Annotated in this window: 12 protein-coding genes and 2 pseudogenes; 10 read left to right on the forward strand and 4 right to left on the reverse strand. The window is 68.9% G+C overall.

Annotated elements, in window-relative coordinates; translation table 11 throughout:
* Nucleotides 1–158 precede the first annotated feature (158 nt).
* On the reverse strand, nucleotides 159–515 hold the full coding sequence (locus ASD72_RS16520) for a hypothetical protein (RefSeq protein WP_056881023.1): 357 nt from the start codon (nucleotides 513–515) through the stop codon (nucleotides 159–161).
* Between the two features lie 182 nt (nucleotides 516–697).
* Here ASD72_RS16520 and ASD72_RS16525 point away from each other — a divergent pair, with 182 nt between their 5' ends.
* From ASD72_RS16525 to ASD72_RS16540, 4 genes and pseudogenes are all read left to right on the forward strand, one after another.
* Nucleotides 698–3,118, forward strand: a complete 2,421-nt coding sequence (locus ASD72_RS16525; protein WP_081420399.1) for a DEAD/DEAH box helicase — start codon at nucleotides 698–700, stop codon at nucleotides 3,116–3,118.
* Nucleotides 3,119–3,219: 101 nt separating this feature from the next.
* Nucleotides 3,220–3,981: pseudogene (locus ASD72_RS16530) on the forward strand (ribonuclease H-like domain-containing protein); the annotation flags it as partial.
* 84 nt (nucleotides 3,982–4,065) lie between these two features.
* On the forward strand, nucleotides 4,066–4,887 hold the full coding sequence (locus ASD72_RS16535) for a hypothetical protein (protein WP_155944704.1): 822 nt from the start codon (nucleotides 4,066–4,068) through the stop codon (nucleotides 4,885–4,887).
* Nucleotides 4,888–5,060: 173 nt separating this feature from the next.
* On the forward strand, nucleotides 5,061–6,182 hold the full coding sequence (locus ASD72_RS16540) for an HDOD domain-containing protein (protein WP_056881026.1): 1,122 nt from the start codon (nucleotides 5,061–5,063) through the stop codon (nucleotides 6,180–6,182).
* Between the two features lie 68 nt (nucleotides 6,183–6,250).
* Here ASD72_RS16540 and ASD72_RS16545 read toward each other — a convergent pair whose 3' ends face one another.
* Nucleotides 6,251–7,150, reverse strand: a complete 900-nt coding sequence (locus ASD72_RS16545) for a DUF11 domain-containing protein (RefSeq protein WP_162250401.1) — start codon at nucleotides 7,148–7,150, stop codon at nucleotides 6,251–6,253.
* A 267-nt stretch (nucleotides 7,151–7,417) separates the two neighbouring features.
* Between ASD72_RS16545 and lexA the strand changes: the two genes are divergently transcribed.
* The 6 genes and pseudogenes from lexA to ASD72_RS21090 all read left to right on the forward strand — a co-directional run.
* The gene (lexA, locus tag ASD72_RS16550) at nucleotides 7,418–8,023 is read left to right on the forward strand and encodes a transcriptional repressor LexA (protein WP_056881028.1); all 606 of its coding nucleotides are present in this window, start codon (nucleotides 7,418–7,420) and stop codon (nucleotides 8,021–8,023) included.
* A 1-nt stretch (nucleotide 8,024) separates the two neighbouring features.
* Complete coding sequence (gene imuA, locus ASD72_RS16555; protein ID WP_056881029.1) at nucleotides 8,025–8,651, forward strand: translesion DNA synthesis-associated protein ImuA; 627 nt, start codon at nucleotides 8,025–8,027, stop codon at nucleotides 8,649–8,651.
* A gap of 9 nt (nucleotides 8,652–8,660) precedes the next feature.
* A complete protein-coding gene (locus ASD72_RS16560; RefSeq protein ID WP_056881030.1) occupies nucleotides 8,661–10,079 on the forward strand; it encodes a DNA polymerase Y family protein in 1,419 nt (472 codons plus the stop codon).
* The gene (locus ASD72_RS16565) at nucleotides 10,076–13,321 is read left to right on the forward strand and encodes an error-prone DNA polymerase (protein WP_081420400.1); all 3,246 of its coding nucleotides are present in this window, start codon (nucleotides 10,076–10,078) and stop codon (nucleotides 13,319–13,321) included. Before ASD72_RS16560 ends, ASD72_RS16565 begins: the two co-directional genes overlap by 4 nt.
* Before the next feature lie 8 nt (nucleotides 13,322–13,329).
* Nucleotides 13,330–13,968 (forward strand): alpha-ketoglutarate-dependent dioxygenase AlkB, encoded by a 639-nt coding sequence (locus tag ASD72_RS16570; RefSeq protein WP_056881032.1) that lies wholly within the window; start codon nucleotides 13,330–13,332, stop codon nucleotides 13,966–13,968.
* A gap of 537 nt (nucleotides 13,969–14,505) precedes the next feature.
* A pseudogene (locus tag ASD72_RS21090) lies at nucleotides 14,506–14,607 on the forward strand (alpha-ketoglutarate-dependent dioxygenase AlkB); the annotation flags it as partial.
* A 207-nt stretch (nucleotides 14,608–14,814) separates the two neighbouring features.
* On the opposite strand, the gene flgL reads toward ASD72_RS21090, so the two are convergent.
* On the reverse strand, nucleotides 14,815–16,017 hold the full coding sequence (flgL, locus tag ASD72_RS16575) for a flagellar hook-associated protein FlgL (protein WP_056881033.1): 1,203 nt from the start codon (nucleotides 16,015–16,017) through the stop codon (nucleotides 14,815–14,817).
* Nucleotides 16,014–17,894 carry a flagellar hook-associated protein FlgK gene (flgK, locus tag ASD72_RS16580; RefSeq protein ID WP_056881034.1) on the reverse strand — a complete coding sequence of 627 codons (1,881 nt, stop codon included), beginning with the start codon at nucleotides 17,892–17,894 and terminating at the stop codon, nucleotides 16,014–16,016. The genes flgL and flgK overlap by 4 nt, the downstream gene beginning before the upstream one ends.
* Between the last annotated feature and the right edge of the window lies 1 nt (nucleotide 17,895).

Raw genomic sequence — 17,895 nt, forward strand, 5'->3', positions numbered from 1 at the left:
CCGTCCCCGTCGCGCATCCGACAGCGCGACCCCCTGTGGCAACGTCTCCCACCCGCGTCCGCACAGGTACGCGGTCCATGATCTGCCGGTTCTTGTTTTATTGTCGGCCCCTGCATACAGGGACACGCATCGCTACACGGCTGCCGGCCAACCGTTCGTCAGTGCATGCTCACGAGTGTCGGTTCATGTTCGTCGAGCCATCGCCACGCTTCGCGCAACAACGTGCGTGCGACAGGCCACTCCGGACCGGCATCTCCACGCAGTCGCTCCCAATGGTCTTCGAGTTCAAGTTCGGTATCCAGGTCGAGGTCCTGTCCGCCATGGTCCGCGTGCGAGGCCGCGGCGAAGGCGTAGGCGCGGCAGGCGTCTTCCCAGGCCACATCGGGATGCAGGCGGCGGCGACGGCCGTAATCGTGGGCGGTGAAGGCGGCGAACGCGTCGTCGGCCCGGTCGGGCGAACGGAACGGCGTCTGGCGCAGGGTGTCGAGCTGCTCGCGATAGAGGTGTCGGTTCATGGGCGGGCGCTTCCGGCGGGGGTGATGCCGTGGTAACCCGCCGCGCGTTACCCGTGGGTGACAAATCCCTTCAAATGCCGATCACAAAGCTGAGGTGCGGTTCATCCACCCGTCGCCGCTCAGTCTCAGGGATTGAGACGCGCGCGGCGTTTCATGGCGCGCACCCCGCAACGAGAGACGCCATGCCTGCCCAGACCTCGCTGGTCCGCCATTACGCCCGCGATGCCGCCGTGCTGCCTGCGGAAGCCGGCGACGGCAACGCGCTGGCTGAGCGCCTGGCCGGCAAGTACCACGACCGGGTGACGGGGCGGTTCGTCATTCCCGGGCGTGAAGGGCGGTATGCGGACCTGCCCGAAGACCTTCCGCCCGCACTCGCCGCCGCGCTGCGCGCGCGCGGCATCGGTCGGCTGTATTCGCACCAGGCCGAAGCGTGGACGGCCGCGCAGGCGGGCAGGCATCTCGCGATCGTCACGCCGACCGCGTCGGGCAAGTCGCTGTGCTACACGATGCCGGTGGTGGCGTCGGCGCTCTCGCGCAAGGGCAAGGCGTTGTACCTGTTCCCGACCAAGGCGCTGGCGCAGGACCAGGTGGCGGAACTGCTCGACCTCAGCCGTGCCGGCGACCTCGGGCTGAAGGCCTTCACCTTCGACGGCGATACACCGGGCGATGCGCGCCAGGCGATCCGCCTGCACGGCGACATCGTGGTCAGCAATCCGGACATGCTGCACCAGGCCATCCTGCCGCACCACACCAAGTGGGCGCAGTTCTTCGAGAACCTGCGCTACGTGGTGATCGACGAGGTGCACACCTACCGTGGCGTGTTCGGCAGCCATGTCGCCAACGTGCTGCGACGGCTCAAGCGCGTGTGCGCGTTCTACGGCGCGGACCCGCAGTTCATCCTGTGCTCGGCCACCATCGGCAATCCGAAGGCGCACGCCGAGGCGCTGATCGAGGCCGATGTCGAGGCGATCACCGAATCCGGTGCGCCCACCGGCGACAAGCACGTGCTGCTGTGGAACCCGCCGGTGGTCAATCCCGACCTCGGCCTGCGCGCGTCGGCGCGGTCGCAGAGCAACCGGATCGCGCGGGTGGCGATCAAGGCCGGGCTGAAGACATTGGTGTTCGCGCAGTCGCGCACGATGGTGGAAGTGCTGACGAAGTACCTGAAGGATGTCTTCGACCACGATCCGCGCAAGCCGGCGCGCATCCGCGCCTATCGCGGCGGCTATCTGCCCACCGAGCGCCGCGAGGCCGAACGCGCGATGCGCGACGGACGCGTGGACGGCATCGTGTCCACCTCGGCGCTGGAGCTGGGCGTGGACATCGGCAGCCTGGATGCGGTGGTGCTGAACGGGTATCCGGGCTCCATCGCCGCGACCTGGCAGCGCTTCGGTCGCGCCGGCCGTCGCCAACAGGCGTCGCTGGGCATCCTCGTGGCCAGTTCGCAGCCGCTGGACCAGTACGTCGTGCGGCATCCGGAGTTCTTCGCCGACAGCCCGCCGGAACACGCACGCATCGCGCCGGACCAGCCGATGATCCTGCTCGACCACATCCGCTGTGCGGCTTTCGAACTGCCGTTCCTCGCGGGCGAGGCGTATGGACCCATCGATCCATCGCCGTTCCTGCACCTGCTGGACGAGGACAGCGTGGTCCATCGCGAGGGCGACCGCTACGAGTGGATCGCCGACAGCTATCCGGCCAACGCGGTCAGCCTGCGTTCGGTGGCGGACGGCAATTTCGTCGTGGTGGACCGCACCGACGGACGCCAGGTGATCATCGCCGAAGTGGATTACAGTGCCGCGCCGCTGACCCTGTACGAAGGCGCGATCCACATGGTGCAGTCCACCCCTTACCAGGTGGAACGGTTGGACTGGGACGGCCGCAAGGCCTACGTCACCCGCACCCACGTGGATTACTACACCGACGCCATCGATTACACGAAGTTGAAGGTGCTGGAGCGTTTCGATGGCGGCATCGCGGGGCAGGGCACCTGCCACCACGGTGAAGTACATGTGGTCCGGCGCGTGGCCGGCTACAAGAAGATCCGCTACTACACGCACGAGAACATCGGCTACGGGCCGGTGAACCTGCCGGACCAGGAAATGCACACCACCAGCCTGTGGTGGCAGCTGCCGCCGCAGGTGTTGGAGGCTTCTTTCGCTTCGCGGCAGGAAGCGTTGGATGGCTTTCTCGGCGCGGCGTACGCATTGCACATCGCCGCCACGGTCGCGGTGATGGCCGAGGGGCGCGACCTGCAGAAAGCCGTGGGGGATGGCGATGGTGCATGGTTCGCGCTGCCGGATACGCAGGGCAGGGGGCAGCTGCGCGGCACCGACAGCCAGGTGCTGTCGCCGGTGTCGGGCGAGCGCTTCGTGCCGACGGTCTATCTGTACGACAACTACCCCGGCGGCATCGGCTTGAGCGAGCCGCTGTGGCGACGTCAGCAGGAACTGGTGCGCCGTGCGGCGGACCTGGTGGGTCGTTGCGACTGCAAGGCCGGATGCCCCGCCTGCGTGGGCCCGGTGCTGGCGGCCGACGAAGACGCCGACACCACGCCGCGCGCACTCGCCACGCGCGTGCTGCACTTGCTGGATGCCGCATGAGCATCAGCCTGGAAGCACTGCAACGCCTGCGCCGGCAGGCGGGCCATGCATCCGCCAAGGCGACACCGGACACCGTTGCGGTCGCGGATCCGTTGCCTGCGCTGCGACGCATGCTGGGTATTCGCGAACACGCGCGTTCCGCGGCGCCTGTGCCCGCGCGCGACCGCCATCTGCCCGGCACCGAAATCGCGCCGGGGTTGTTGTTGCTCGAAGACGTACTGCCGTTCGACACGGTGCCGGAGGACGTGGACGGCACGTTCGCCCGCACCGGCCGGTTGCCGACCGCCGGCATGCTGTTCTTCGATACCGAAACCACCGGCTTGTCCGGCGGCACCGGCACGCGCGCCTTCATGGTGGGTGCGTCGGATTTCGTGCCGGGCGGCTTGCGCGTGCGCCAACTGCTGATCACGCACCTGTCCGCCGAGCCGGCGATGCTGCGCGAATTCTCGCACTGGCTGGCGGAAGACACGCGGCTGGTCAGCTACAACGGGCGCTGCTACGACGCGCCATTGCTCGCCACGCGCTACCGGCTGGCGCGGCAGGGTACGCCGCTGGCCGGCCTCGAACACCTCGACCTGCTGTTCCCCACGCGCCGTCGCTATCGCGGCGTGTGGGAGAACTGTCGCCTGGGCACCATCGAGCGCCATGCGCTGGGCATCGTCCGCGAAGACGATCTGCCGGGCTCGGAAGCACCGGGCGCGTGGTTGCAGTACCTGCGGGGTGGCGATGCCGGCCTGCTGCGACGCGTGCTGCTGCACAACTTCCAGGACGTGGTGACGCTGGCGCGGTTGCTGATGCACCTGTCGGCGCCGGAGGTCGAGGTCGCGAAGCAAGGAAGCGTGTTTACCTGCCCGTCGCCTTGACCCCGCAAGGAGGCGGGCGGATGCTGGCGACGTCGGAATCCACGAAGACGCACTGCCTGTCCGCCCTGCCACAGGAGCCGTCCCATGCACCGTCCCGTTGTCCTCGGCCTGCTCCTCGCAGGCTCATCGTCCACCGCTGCCGCGCAGGACTTGCTGCCAGCGGTCGATCGCTTCTACATCGGCGCAGGGCGCTACTGGGCCGATCACGACCTGGACACGCGATGGGACGCCAGCGATGGTTCGCTCGGCACGCACGTCAACTTCCAGCGCGACCTGGGGTTCGTCGATCGCCAGGACGCGCTGGCGTGGAGCATCGGCGGGAGTTTCGGCGAGGCGCGCCGGCACACGCTGGATGCGTTCGGCTACGACTATGAAGACGCCAGCGTGCGCTTCCTGGACCGCGACCTGGAGATCGGCGACAACACCTATCCGGTCGATGCGGCGTTCACCGGCCGGCTGGACCTGGACATCACCGGCGTGTCGTACACCTGGATGTTCCTGCAGGACGGCAGGCGCGCCTTCGGCATCGGCCTGGGCGCGATACGCTACGACATCGCCGCCGACCTGGATGCGACCGCCACCGTCGGCGATACGCCGGCGGCCTATGCGAACGACCTGTCGGAAGACGCCTGGGCGCCGATGCTGCGCGCCGAGTACGCGCAGTCGCTGTCCGCCCACTGGCGCTGGGGTGCGTCGCTGGCCTATACGCGGAAGAACAGCGGCAACGTCACCGGCGATGCGCTGGATGCGCAGGTGGAGCTGGAGTACTTCCCGTGGGAGCGTTTCGGCTTCTCGCTGCGCTACAACTACAACGACGTGGACCTCGATTTCGAGCGTTCCCGCTTCGACGGCAACCTCAACCTCAACAACCGCGGACCGCAGTTGCTGGGGAAGCTGCGGTTCTGAACCGCCGCGCTGTCGGGGATCCACCGACAGCGGAATGTGAAGCGCTGCGCAGTCCGCCACATCGCCGTTCAAGAAGCGGCAGGGGCGGCCGACATCCTTGCTAGATTTCATCCCGTCCGTGCCCCGCGACCGCGTGGCACGCATTGAACCTGCAAGAAAAAAGGGGCCGTGCCTTGCGCATTCTGTACGTTGGCGATACCGCCTGCCTGCCTGACGACCTGGCCGACTACATCGGCGACATGGGGGACGAATGGACCGTGGAGACGGTCGTCGACGGCAAATCGGCGATGTTCGCGGTCGCCAACGGGCCGGTCGACGTGGTGATGGTCGGCCCCGGCTTGCCGGACCTGCCGCCGGCGACGCTGCTGGGCCAGATCCGCACGCTGCGTCCGGAGACGATCCGCATCGCATTGCTGGAAGGTAGCGCCGACAGCCTGTCCGCACCGATCAAGCTGATCGGCGTGGCGCACCGCTTCCTGCCGCTGCCGTTGTCGTCGGAAACGGTGCTGGAATCGATCCACAGCCTGGAAGAGCTGCGCGACCTGCTGGACAGTCCGCGCCTGCGCCGGGCCATCGGCCGCGTGGAGCACCTGCCGTCGCCGCCGCATCTCTATTTCGCGCTGACTCGCGCGCTGGAAGAAGACGAAGGCACCGCCAACGACATCGCCACCCTGGTGGCGGGCGACCCGGCCATCGCGGCCAAGGTGTTGCAGCTGTGCAACTCGGCCTACTTCTCCAATGGCCGCTCGGTCACCGACCTGCGCGCCGCCGTGACGCGGCTCGGCCTGGGCACGTTGCGCGACCTGGTGCTGGCCAGCGAGGTGTTCTCGATGAAGACCACCTCCAGCGTCGACCGCGCCGCGCTGCAGAACCGTGCGCTGCTGGCCTCGCGCCTGGCGGCGAAGATCCTGCCGCGCACCAGCTCCGAACTCGGCGCCACCGCGGCGCTGCTGGCCGACATCGGCCTGCTGCTGCCGGGCGTGCGCGACGAGCGCGATACCCCGGCGAGCGAGGACGACGACCGTCCCGGCCACACCGAGGCGGGCGCCTACCTGCTGGGCCTGTGGGGCCTGCCGATGCCGATCGTCGAAGCGGTCGCCTTCCACCGCCAGCCGCAGCGTTCCAGCCTGCGCAGCTTCTGGGTGCCCGGTGCCGTGCACGTGGCCGGCGCGCTGGCCAGCAACGAGCCGGTGGACGAGGGCTACCTGAAGTCGCTGGGCGTGCTGGACCAGTTGCCCAACTGGCGCCAGATGGCCGAAACCCTGGTCGAGCGCGCCGAGGAACAGGCCGCCTGAATCGGCGAATAGCCCAGACAAGGCCAGCGGCTATGCCCGGGCTCGTATTCCCTGGCTATTCGCTACGCTCAAGGGCTGGCGGTTACGGTGCATGTGAGCTGCAGGGTGACTCCGCCACCTGACGGCAGTACCGGTATATCAAGGCCGGGCGAGGCTTGCAGGCTGGCTATCGTGGGCGAAGCCGTACACGCGGCGCCGCCTGTCGCTTGGCACGTCAATGCGGTGCACGCCAGACCTGGTAACGCCGGATCGTGCACCCGTGCACCATTGGCCGCGAACGGCCCGTTGTTGGTGACGGATAGCGTGAACTCCACAGGCTGGCCGGACATCACGGTGGGCAGGTTGCTGGTCTTGGTGATCGCGAGGTCGCTGACAGCCGCGCGCAAGACAACCCCGTCATACGCCATGTAACCGGCGAAGTTGACAGGACCTCGCATCAGGATGGTGATGGACGTCGAGGTGGCGGTGAGGGTGCCGGTATAGGTATTCCACGCAAACAGCGCACTCGGGGCGCCAGGATTGACGTAACCCGTGGCGCCCGTGATAACGACGTTCGGGACATCGGGGGTCACAAAGGGGCCGGTGCCCCAGGTGGGGTCATAGATGCCCTGCGAGGCATAGTGGTAGCTGAAGACATACTGCCTGCCCACGGTAAGGCCCGTGACGGTCTGCGAGAAGGATTCGGTGGAGAATGCGTTCTGCCACGTCCCTCCGTCGGGCGAGGCGACCGGGACGCCACCAAACCATATGTAGCCCGGCGAGGTCTGCAACGGTCCGTTCGCATCGTTGGTGTCGGGCGTGGCCGTCACCCCAGTCCAGCCGGGGACGACCATGATCTGCCCCTTCGGGCCAGTCATCGAGCCGTTGGTCACCAGGTTCTGTGCGCCGGCAGGCGCCATCGCCAGCCAGAACAAGAGCGTGATAGCCAGCCCCCAGCGCCCTCGTAATACGGTGAAAGCCATACTCATCCCGATATTCATAGCGAATGAGTAATCGGAACACTTGAAGCGCAAAGGACATCGGAGTAGTTCCAGGCGCGGAATCCGGTGCCGTGCAGTGAGGTCGCTGGGCGTGCTGGACCCGTTGCCCAACGGGCGCCAGATGGCCGAAACCCTGGTCGAGCGCGCCGAGGAACAGGCCGCCTGACCGCGCGGTTGGCAGGGGCCCGCTAGCCGATATACGGCGCCCCCGCCAGTCTCGCCTTGCGCGACGGATGGGTGTACAAATGTACACCCATGAACTTCGTCAACCTGCCTCCCCAACGTGCCGCCGTCCTGGCCTTCCTGCGCCGGGAGCTGGCGGCCGGGCGCGCGCCCAGCCTGGCGGACATCGCCGGGGCCTTCGGTTTCGCCTCCCGCAATGCCGCGCAGAAGCACGTCCAGGCGCTGGTCGCCGATGGCCTGCTGGAACAGGCGCCGGGCCAGAAACGCGGCCTGCGCCTGCCCGGCGGCATGGCCGATCTGCTGCCGTTGCCGGTGCTGGGCCGGGTGGCCGCCGGCCAGCCGATCGGCGCCGACATCGGCCTGGACGAGCAGCTGTGGCTCGACCGCCGGCTGTTTTCGCCGCAACCCGATTACCTGCTCAAGGTGCAGGGCGATTCGATGATCGACGACGGCATCGTCGACGGCGATCTGGTCGGCGTGCACCGCACGCCGGAGGCACGCGACGGCCAGACCGTCGTGGCCCGCATCGACGGCGAGCTGACCATCAAGCGCCTGCAACGCGAACGCCGGCGCATCCGCCTGCTGCCGCGCAATCCCGCGCACGCGCCGATCGACGTGCAACCGGGGCAGGACTTCGCCATCGAAGGCGTGTACTGCGGCCTGGTGCGTCGCGGCTGAGATGGGCGCCGTCGTCGCCCTCGACACGCTGTTGGCCGCGCGCACGCTGTGGCACGCGGGCCGCAGTGCGGCCGTCGCCGCCGATGGCGAACCCACCGGCCATGCCGCGCTCGACGCACTGTTGCCGCAAGGTGGCTGGCCACGCCGCGCCCTGACCGAACTGCTGCTGCCCGCCGACGGCGTGGGCGAACTGGCGTTGCTGCTGCCCACGCTGGCGCGGATGACGCAGGCGGGCAGCGCGGTGGCGGTGATCGCGCCGCCCTACGTGCCGTATGCGCCGGCCTGGCAGGCCGCGGGCGTGGACCTGGCGATGCTGGAGATCGTCGAAGCCGCGCCACGCGATGCGTTGTGGGCGTTCGAGCAATGCCTGCGCAGCGGTGCCTGCGCCGCCGTGCTGGGCTGGCCCACGCACGCCGACGGGCCTGCGCTGCGCCGGCTGCAGGTGGCGGCCGACAGCGGCGAGTGCCTGGGCTTCGCGTTGCGCGACCGTCGCCACGCGGCCAATCCCTCTGCCGCCGCGCTGCGCGTGGAAGCCACGCGCGATGCGCAGGGCGGCACGCAATGGCAGGTACGCAAATGCCGGGGTGGGCCGGCGCCTGCGCAACCGTTCGCGCTGGTCGCGCATTGAGGCCCGCATATGCTCTGGGCCTGTGTACTGCTGCCGCAGCTGGCGCTGGACGCCGTCCTCCGGCGTTTGCCTGACCCCGATGCGCCGCTGGCGCTGGTCGGCGGTGCCGTGCAACTGCGTACCCTGCATGCGGTGAATGCCGCTGCCGCGCAGGCGGGCCTGCGGGCCGGCATGCGGCTGACGGCAGCGCACGCGCTGCTGCCGGAGTTCGCGATGGTCGAACACGATCCGCCGGCCGAAGCGCGCTGGCAGCGTTTCCTCGCCGCCTGGGCATATCGCCATAGCTCGCTGGTCAGCGCGCAGTGGCCGGGCTGCCTGGTGCTGGAGGTGCGCGCCAGTTTTCGTTTGCTGGGGCCCTGGCCGCGCATCGAGGCGCGGCTGCGCGAGGAACTCGGGCTGCTGGGTTTCCAGCATCGCCTCGCGCTCGCGCCCACGCCGCGCGCGGCGCATGTGTTCGCCGGCCTGCGCGACGGACTGGCGGTGATGCAGCCGGCGGCGATGGCGGACATGCTGGACCGCGTGCCGGTGCGCCGTGCGCGCCTGCCGGACGACACCGGCGAGCGCCTGCACCGCATGGGTATCCGCGACCTGCGCACGCTGCGCGGCCTGCCGCGCGACAGCCTGCGTCGTCGCTTCGGCCTGCCGGTGCTCGACCACCTGGATCGCCTGTACGGCCAGGCCGACGACGCACTGGCGTACTACGCGCCACCGGACCACTTCGATGCGCGCATCGAACTCGGCTACGAAGTCGAGAGCCACATGGCGCTGCTGTTTCCGCTCCGGCGCCTGATCGGCGATCTGTGCACCTACCTGTCCATCCGCGACGGGGGCGTGCAGCGCTTCGTCCTGCGGCTGGAGCACGAGGAGGGCCACACCGATGTCGAGGTGGGCCTGCTGGCCGCCGAGCGCGAGCCGGCGATGCTGTTCGAACTCACCCGCAACCGCCTGGAGCGCGTGCAGATCGCGCAGCCGGTGGTGGGCGTGCGCCTGTTGGCGCGCGAACTGCCGCCGTTCGTGCCGGCTGCGCGCGATCTGTTCGATACGCGACCGCAGCAGCAACTGCCGTGGCCGCAGTTGCGCGAACGCCTGCGTGCGCGCCTGGGCGATGAGGCGGTGCACCGCGTGGCACCGGCCGGCGATCCACGCCCGGAACGCGCGTGGCGACGCGTGCAGGGCGATGGCGGACGCATCGAGCAGGCGCCGCTGCGTCCGCCGCGACCGACCTGGCTGCTGCCGCAACCGGTGCCGCTGCGCGATCCGCATCCGCGCATCGTCTCCGGCCCGGAGCGGCTGGAAAGCGGCTGGTGGGACGGCGAGGACGCGCGCCGCGACTATTACGTGCTGGAGACCTCGCAGGGCCAGCGCGCCTGGGCCTTCGCGCCGCCGGGCGAGCAGGCCGGCTGGATGCTGCACGGGTGGTTTGCGTGAGCCGCGACGAGGAACGCGGCGACTACCCGGGCGCGCACGTACCACGCGCCTGGGAGACCGCGCACCGTCTGCGCGCGCATGCGGCGGCCAACGACGACGCACCCGCCGCCGACGGCCTGCCGGCCTATGCCGAACTGCACTGCCTGTCGGATTTCTCTTTCCTGCGTGGCGCCTCCAGTGCGGAGGCGCTGTTCGTCCGCGCCAGGCATTGCGGTTACGACGCGCTGGCGATCACCGACGAATGCTCGCTGGCCGGCATCGTGCGCGGACTGGAAGCCTCGCGCGCCACGGGGCTGAAGCTGATCGTCGGCAGTGAGTTCACCTTGAAGTGCGGCCTGAAGTGCGTGCTGCTGGTGGAAACCCTCGCAGGGTATGCGCGCCTGTGCGAGGTGATCACCACCGCGCGCCGCGCGAGCCCGAAGGGCACGTATGCGTTGACCCGACAGGATGTGGAGCGGGTGCTGGGCGAGGGCGATCCGGAAGCGGGCGGGCTGTTCGCGCTGTGGCTGCCGGCGCGCATGCCGGACGAAGCGCAGGGGCGTTGGCTGCAACAGGTGTTCGGCGCGCGTGCGCACTTGGCGGTGGAGCTGCATCGGGAGCAGGACGATGCCGCACGTCTTCAGCAACTGCTTGATCTGTCGGCACGGCTGGCGATGCAGGCCGTGGCCGCCGGCGACGTGCACATGGACGTGCGCCGGCAGCGGGTGTTGCAGGACACGATGACGGCGATCCGCCATACGGTGCCGCTGGCCGAGTGCGGCGGGCACCTGTTCCGCAACGGCGAACGCCATCTGCGCACGCGGCGGGCATTGGGCAACATCCATCCGCATGCGCTGCTCGAAGGGGCGGCCGCGCTGGCGCGGCGCTGCACGTTCTCGATGGATGAAGTGCGCTATCGCTATCCGGCCGAACTGGTGCCGGACGGCCACACGCCGGCCAGCTGGCTGCGCGCGCTGACCGAGCGGGGTATGCGGGAACGCTGGAAGGACGGCGTGCCACCGGCGATCGTCGCGCAGATCGACGAGGAGCTCGCGCTCATCGCCCGGTTGAAGTACGAAGCGTTCTTCCTGACGGTCGAGGACATCGTCCGCTTCGCCAGGTCGAAGGACATCCTGTGCCAGGGCCGTGGTTCCTCGGCCAATTCGGCGGTCTGCTTCGCACTGGGCATCACCGTGGTGAATCCGGCCGAAAGCCGGCTGCTGATGGCGCGCTTCCTGTCTGAGGAACGCGGCGAACCGCCGGACATCGATGTCGATTTCGAACACGCGCGGCGCGAGGAAGTGCTGCAGTACGTCTATGGCAAGTACGGTCGCCGCCGTGCGGCGCTGGCCGCCACCGTCATCCGCTATCGCGGCAAGAGCGCGGTGCGCGACGTGGCCAAGGCATTCGGCCTGCCGCCGGACCAGATCGCGTTGCTGGCCGAATGCTTCGGCTGGGGCAATGGCGAGACGCCGATGGAACAGCGCCTGCGCGAAGCCGGGTTCGATCCGGAGAACCCGCTGATCCACCGCGTACTGGCGGTGACGACGCAGCTGCGCGGGCATCCGCGCCATCTCTCTCAGCATGTCGGTGGCTTCGTCATCAACGACGGACCGCTGTCCGAGGTCGTGCCGGTGGAAAACGCGGCGATGGACGACCGCACCATCATCCAGTGGGACAAGGACGACCTGGAGACGATGAAGCTGCTCAAGGTCGATTGCCTGGCCCTCGGCATGCTGACCTGCATCCAGAAGGCCGTGGACCTGGTGGCGAAGCACCGCGGTTACACGATCGACCTGGCGCATGCGCCGCCTGCAGGGGACGGCCCCACCTACGCCATGATCCAGGCCGCCGACACCGTCGGCGTGTTCCAGATCGAGTCGCGCGCGCAGATGAGCATGCTGCCGCGGCTGAAGCCGAAGAATTTCTACGACCTGGTGATCGAAGTGGCCATCGTGCGCCCCGGCCCCATCCAGGGCGGCATGGTGCATCCGTACCTGCGGCGACGGCAGGGCAAGGAGCCGGTGACGTATCCGTCAGAGGGCATCGAGGCCATCCTCGGCAACACGCTCGGCATTCCGCTGTTCCAGGAACAGGTGATGGAACTGGTGATCCATGCCGGCTACACACCGTCCGAAGCCGACGGTCTGCGCCGTTCGATGGCGGCCTGGGGCAGGGGCGGCGACATGGCGCCGCATCGCGACAAGATCCGTCGGTTGATGGAAGAGAAGAGCTATTCATCCGACTTCATCGACCAGATCTTCGAGCAGATCAAGGGCTTCGGTTCCTATGGCTTCCCGCAAAGCCACGCGGCCTCGTTCGCCAAGCTGGTCTACATCAGTTGCTGGCTGAAGCGGCACGAGCCGGCGGCTTTCGTCTGCGCGCTGCTCAATGCGCAGCCGATGGGGTTCTATTCGGCCAGCCAGATCGTGCAGGACGCGCGTCGAGGGCAGGGCGGGCGGGTCGGCATCGAAGTGCGCCCGGTCGATGTGACCTGCAGCGCGTGGGACAACACGCTGGAAGGCGGGCATGCGCGCATCCGACAGGACGATGGCGGGCAGGCCGCATTGCGGCTGGGCATGCGCCAGGTCAACGGCCTGTCCGAGGCGACGGCGAATGCGATCGTCGCGGCCCGCGCGCAGCGGCCGTTCGCCGACGTGCGCGACCTCTGCCTGCGCGCGAACCTGGATGAAAAGGCCCGGCATGCGCTGGCGGAAGCGGGCGCGCTGCAGGCGCTGGCCGGCCATCGCCATGCAGCGCGCTGGGCGGTGTCCGGCGTCGAGCGCCAGCGCCCGCTGTTGCCCGGAAGTCCCGACGAGGACGAGATCGTGCTCCCCGCGCCGAGCCCGGTCGAAGACGTGCTGTCGGATTACCGCGTTACCGGACTGACGCTGGGCGTGCATCCGCTGGCGTTGCTGCGAGAGCGGCTGCGCCAGCAGCGCGTGGTCGATTCGCGCCAGTTGCAGGACCTGCCACACGGACGGGGTGTGCACGTGGCCGGCATCGTCACCCAGCGCCAGCGGCCGGGGACAGCCAGCGGCGTCATCTTCGTCACCCTGGAAGACGAGCATGGCGTGGTCAATGTGGTGGTCTGGGCCCGCATCGCCGAACGCCGGCGCAAGGCCCTGCTGGGTGCGCGCCTGCTGGGCGTGCGGGGACGCTGGGAGCACGTCGATGGCGTGCGTCACCTGATCGCCCACGACCTGCACGACTTCAGTCATCTTCTGGGCGAGCTGCAGACCAGTTCGCGCGATTTCCACTGAGGACGACGATGCACGCGCTTTCCTCGCTGGCCGACGACCTGTTCGCCCCCGCGATGGTGCCGCTGGTGGACGATGCCGAAGGCGGCATCCGTTACTGGCCGGACGCCATCGACGCCGCGACCGCACGACGCTGGTTCGATCTGCTGCACGCGGGCGCGGCCTGGACGCACCTGCAGCGCCCGATGTACGACCGCATCGTCGACGTGCCGCGGCTGCTGGCGAACTACGCCGTCGATGCGCTGCCGGCCGACCTGCCGCTGACGCATCTGCTGGCCTGCGTGCAGGCGCGTGCGCCCGCGCCGTACTCGCGCATCGGCATGAACCTGTACCGCGACGGCCACGACAGCGTCGCCATGCACGGCGACAAGCTGCATACCGTGGCGGCGGGCCATCCGATCACCCTGGTGTCGCTGGGCGCGCCACGGCGCATGCTGATCCGCGCCCGTGGAGGCCGTCGCGAGACGCTGGCGGTGGATCTCGCGCCGGGCAGCGTGCTGTCGATGAGCCATGCCTCGCAGAGCACGCACGAGCATGGGATCCCGAAGACGCGGCGCGCGCAGGGCGCGAGGATCAGTGTGGTGTTCCGGGTGCGGCCCGATAGAGCCCCTCTCCCTGCGCAGCGGGGAGAGGGTGCCGAAGGCGGGTGAGGGGCGAGCGGAGAGATGATGGGTCCTGCGCCTGATCCAGTACCGCGCTAGCCCCTCATCCGCCCTCTGGGCACCTTCTCCCCGCTAGCNCGAAGGCGGGTGAGGGGCGAGCGGAGAGATGATGGGTCCTGCGCCTGATCCAGTACCGCGCTAGCCCCTCATCCGCCCTCTGGGCACCTTCTCCCCGCGTGCGGGGAGAAGGAAAAGCACACGATGAGCCATGCCTCGCAGACCACGCACGAGCATGGCATCCCGAAGACGCGGCGCGCGCAGGGTGCGAGGATCAGTGTTGTGTTCCGGGTGCGGCCCGATAGCGCCCCTCTCCCTGCGCAGCGGGGAGAGGGTGCCGAAGGCGGGTGAGGGGCGAGCGGAGAGATGATGGGTCCTGCGCCTGATCCAGTACCGCGCTAGCCNCGAAGGCGGGTGAGGGGCGAGCGGAGAGATGATGGGTCCTGCGCCTGATCCAGTACCGCGCTAGCCCCTCATCCGCCCTCTGGGCACCTTCTCCCCGCATGCGGGGAGAAGGAAAAGCACACGATGAGCCATGCCTCGCAGACCACGCACGAGCATGGGATCCCGAAGACGCGGCGCGCGCAGGGCGCGAGGATCAGTGTGGTGTTCCGGGTGCGGCCCGCCTGAGGAGAATCCCTGTAGGAGCGACGTAAGTCGCGACCGCACGCTCGGTAAGCAATGACGGTCAGTTAGCGCATGTTGCAGACGCACTCCGGGCCACGACGCTGCACGGTCGCGACTTACGTCGCTCCTACAGAAAGCAAAGAAAAAATCGCCGCGAGGGATCGCGGCGTGAGGGCAAGGACTGCTTGAAAAGGGGGGCGTGCGCCGTCGTCAGCCCATCAGCTTGAACAGCGACAGCGACTGCATCTGCATGAAGACCGTCTGCGCGGCCTGCAATGCGGTGTTCTCCATCTGGTAGCGGCCGATGGCCTCGGCCCAGTCCAGGTCGCGCAGGGTGGACAGCGTGCCCTGCAGGGTGACGTTGTTCGCTTCGCGCAGCGCCGCCGCATCGTCGATGGCCGACAGCTGCGCGCCGCCGCTGGCGCGCGCGTCGATCATCTTGCTCTGCGCGGTGGCCACGTCGCGCATCGCGGCTTGCAGGTTGTTCTGCATGGCGGCGCGCTGCGCGTCGGTGGTGGGGTTGCTCTCCAGCGTGGTGATCAGCCCCTGCACCGTGGCGAAGATGTCGCGCGAGCCGGCCGGGCCGAGGGTGAAGCTGTCGCCGTTGGCCGGTTGCCCGTCGATCTTCATCTGCACGCCGGCGAAGGCGATGCTTTCGCCCTTGGCGTAGGTGCCGGAGGCAACCGGATTGCCGCCGCTGTCCAGTACCTGGTAAGTGTCGCCGGCGCCGAAGCTGAGCGTGTAGGTGCCGCCGTCCCAGGCCGTGGAATCGGTGACGCTGAAGCCCATCAGGAGGCCGGTACCGGTGTTGCCCGCGGCGGCCTGACCGTCGATGCGGCCATCACCCGTGCGCAGGCGCAGGAACACCTCGCTGCCCGGCAGCGTGTCGGCGACGAACATGTCCGGCGCCACTTCCACCTGCCGCTGGGTCTGGTCGCCGCTGTAGATCACGCTGCCGCCGGAAATCGCGAACGGCGCGCTGCCGTCGCTGGTGCCGCCGAACAGATAGCGCCCGGCGCCGTCGGTGCTGTTGGCCAGGTCGAGCAGGCCGGCGTAGATCGCCTTCAGCTCCGTGCTGATCGCCTTGCGGCTGTCTTCGCCCATCGCGGCGTTGTTGGCCTGGATGACGAGTTCGTTGACGCGCGCCATCGCATCGCCGACCTGGGTCAGCGCGTTTTCCTGCAAGCCCAGGCGGTTCTGCACGGCGTTGGCGTTCAAGCCGAAACGCTCGAGTTCGGCCACGGCGCGGTCCAGGCCGACGGCCGTGCCGGCGGCCACGGGATCGTCCTTCGCGGTGACCAGGCGCTGGCCGCTGGCCAATTGCTGCTGCGTGTGCGCCAGCTTCGCCTGCTTGGCCAGCATCGTCGTGATCGACTGCTGGTACATCATGCCGGTGGAGATGCGGTAGTTCATCGGCGGGTCGCGGCCAGGAGGGATTGGAAGAGCGTGTCGGCGGTGGCGATGATCTGCGACGCCGCCTGGTAGGCCTGCTGCAGGCGCATCAGGTCGGCGGCTTCTTCGTCCAGGTTCACGCCGGAAATCGCATCGCGCGCGGCCTGCGCCTGGTCGTGGATGACCTGCTGCGCCTGCGCGGAGTAATCCGCCTGGCGCGCTGCGGAACCGACCTGCGTGGTCAGCCCGCCGATCGCGCCGTTGAGCGTCAGCGTGCCGCCGTTGAGCACGCGCGCGTCGTCCAGGTTGGCCAGCAGCTTGGCGTTGCCGTTGTCGCTGGAGTTGGCGCCGGTCGGGCCCACGCTGAAGGTGTCGCCGGCGGCGGGCGCGCCGTCGAGCACCACGCTCCAGCCGTTGTAGGCGACGGTCTGGCCCGGTGTGTAGGCGAACGGGCCGGTGCCGTTGATCGTGTACTGGGTGGCGTCGATGAACTCGATGTCGACCGGCGCCAGCAGGCCGGCGTTCGCGGCGTCGGTGACCTTCAGGCCACTGAGTTTGCCGGTGCCGGTGTTGGTCAGGTCGGTGGTGGCCTTCACCGGCGTCGCGGCGGCGATGCGGCTGGGGTCGGTGATCGCCACGCTCAGGCTGCCGGCCGCGCCGGCGGTGGGCTGCAGCAGGAAGCGGTCGTTGGTCGCCGGCGTGCCGGAAGCGAGCACGACTTCGATGCCGTTGACCACCAGCGGATCGGCAGCGGTGCCGGTGCCCGTCGTCGGGATGCTGGCGCCGGTATCCGGATGCGTCGCCACCCAGCCGGTGCCGTCGAAGCGCAGCAGCACGTTCTGGGCATTGAGGCCGGCCACGCTGCCGACCGAGGTGGTCAGGGTGGCGTTGCCGGCGTTGTTGGCGTTGGACGAAATGCGCGGGGCGGGCAGGGTGAAGAAGTCCGCACCCATCTGCCCGTACTGGTCCATGCCCGCGCGGTGGCCTTCGTTGAAGGTCTGCGCGAGCGACGTGGCGACGCGGCCGAGTTCGGCCATCGCCGGGTCCAGCACGGTGGTGCGGAACTCGACCAGGCCACCGATCTGGCCGCCGAGCGCGCGCTTGTCGAGCGTCACGCGCTGGCCATTGGTTTCCAGCGCGACCTGCAGGCGTTCCGGGCGATACGGATCGGCCACGGTGACCAGCGTGCTGGCGGAGGTGCCGACCACCAGCGGTTGGCCGCCCGCGCTGAAGACGTTCACCAGCCCGCCGTCCTGGGTGATCGCATTGCCACCGGTGAAGGCGACGAGTTCGGTGATCAGCTGGTCGCGACGGTCCAGCAGGTCGCCCGAGGGGCTGCTGCTGCCGCCGATCTGGCCGTTGAGCTGGGCGATTTCCTTGGCCAGCCGGTTCACTTCGCCCGTCGCGGCGGTGAGGCCGGCGTTGACCTCGGTGTCCAGGCCGTCGAGGTGCTGGTCGATCTGGCGGAAGCGGGTGACCAGTGCGTTCGCCTGCGCGAGCACACTTTCGCGGTCGGCCGAGCCGGCCGCATTCGACGACAGCGCGTTGACCGAATCGAAGAAGCTCGACCACGGCGCGCTGATGCCGGTGGCTTTCTCGGAGAACAGCTGGTCCAGGCGCGTGGACATCACCGACAGCTGTTGCAGGCGCGAGAGTTCGCCGCCGCTGTCGAGCAGGCGCGAGGTGGCCAGCGAGTCGGCCATCCGGCGCACATCGACGATCTGCACGCCGTTGCCCTGGTAGCCGTATCCGAAGTACGTACCGTCACGTGCTTCGAACTCGGTGCGCTGGCGCGAGTAGCCCGGCGTGTTGATGTTGGCGACGTTGTGGCCGACGGTCGACAGCGCCCGCTGGAACGCGATCAGGGCGCTGCTGCCGGTGGCGAGAAGGTTCGACATG

The organism is Pseudoxanthomonas sp. Root630 (genome assembly GCF_001427585.1).
Classification (GTDB): Bacteria; Pseudomonadota; Gammaproteobacteria; order Xanthomonadales; family Xanthomonadaceae; genus Pseudoxanthomonas_A.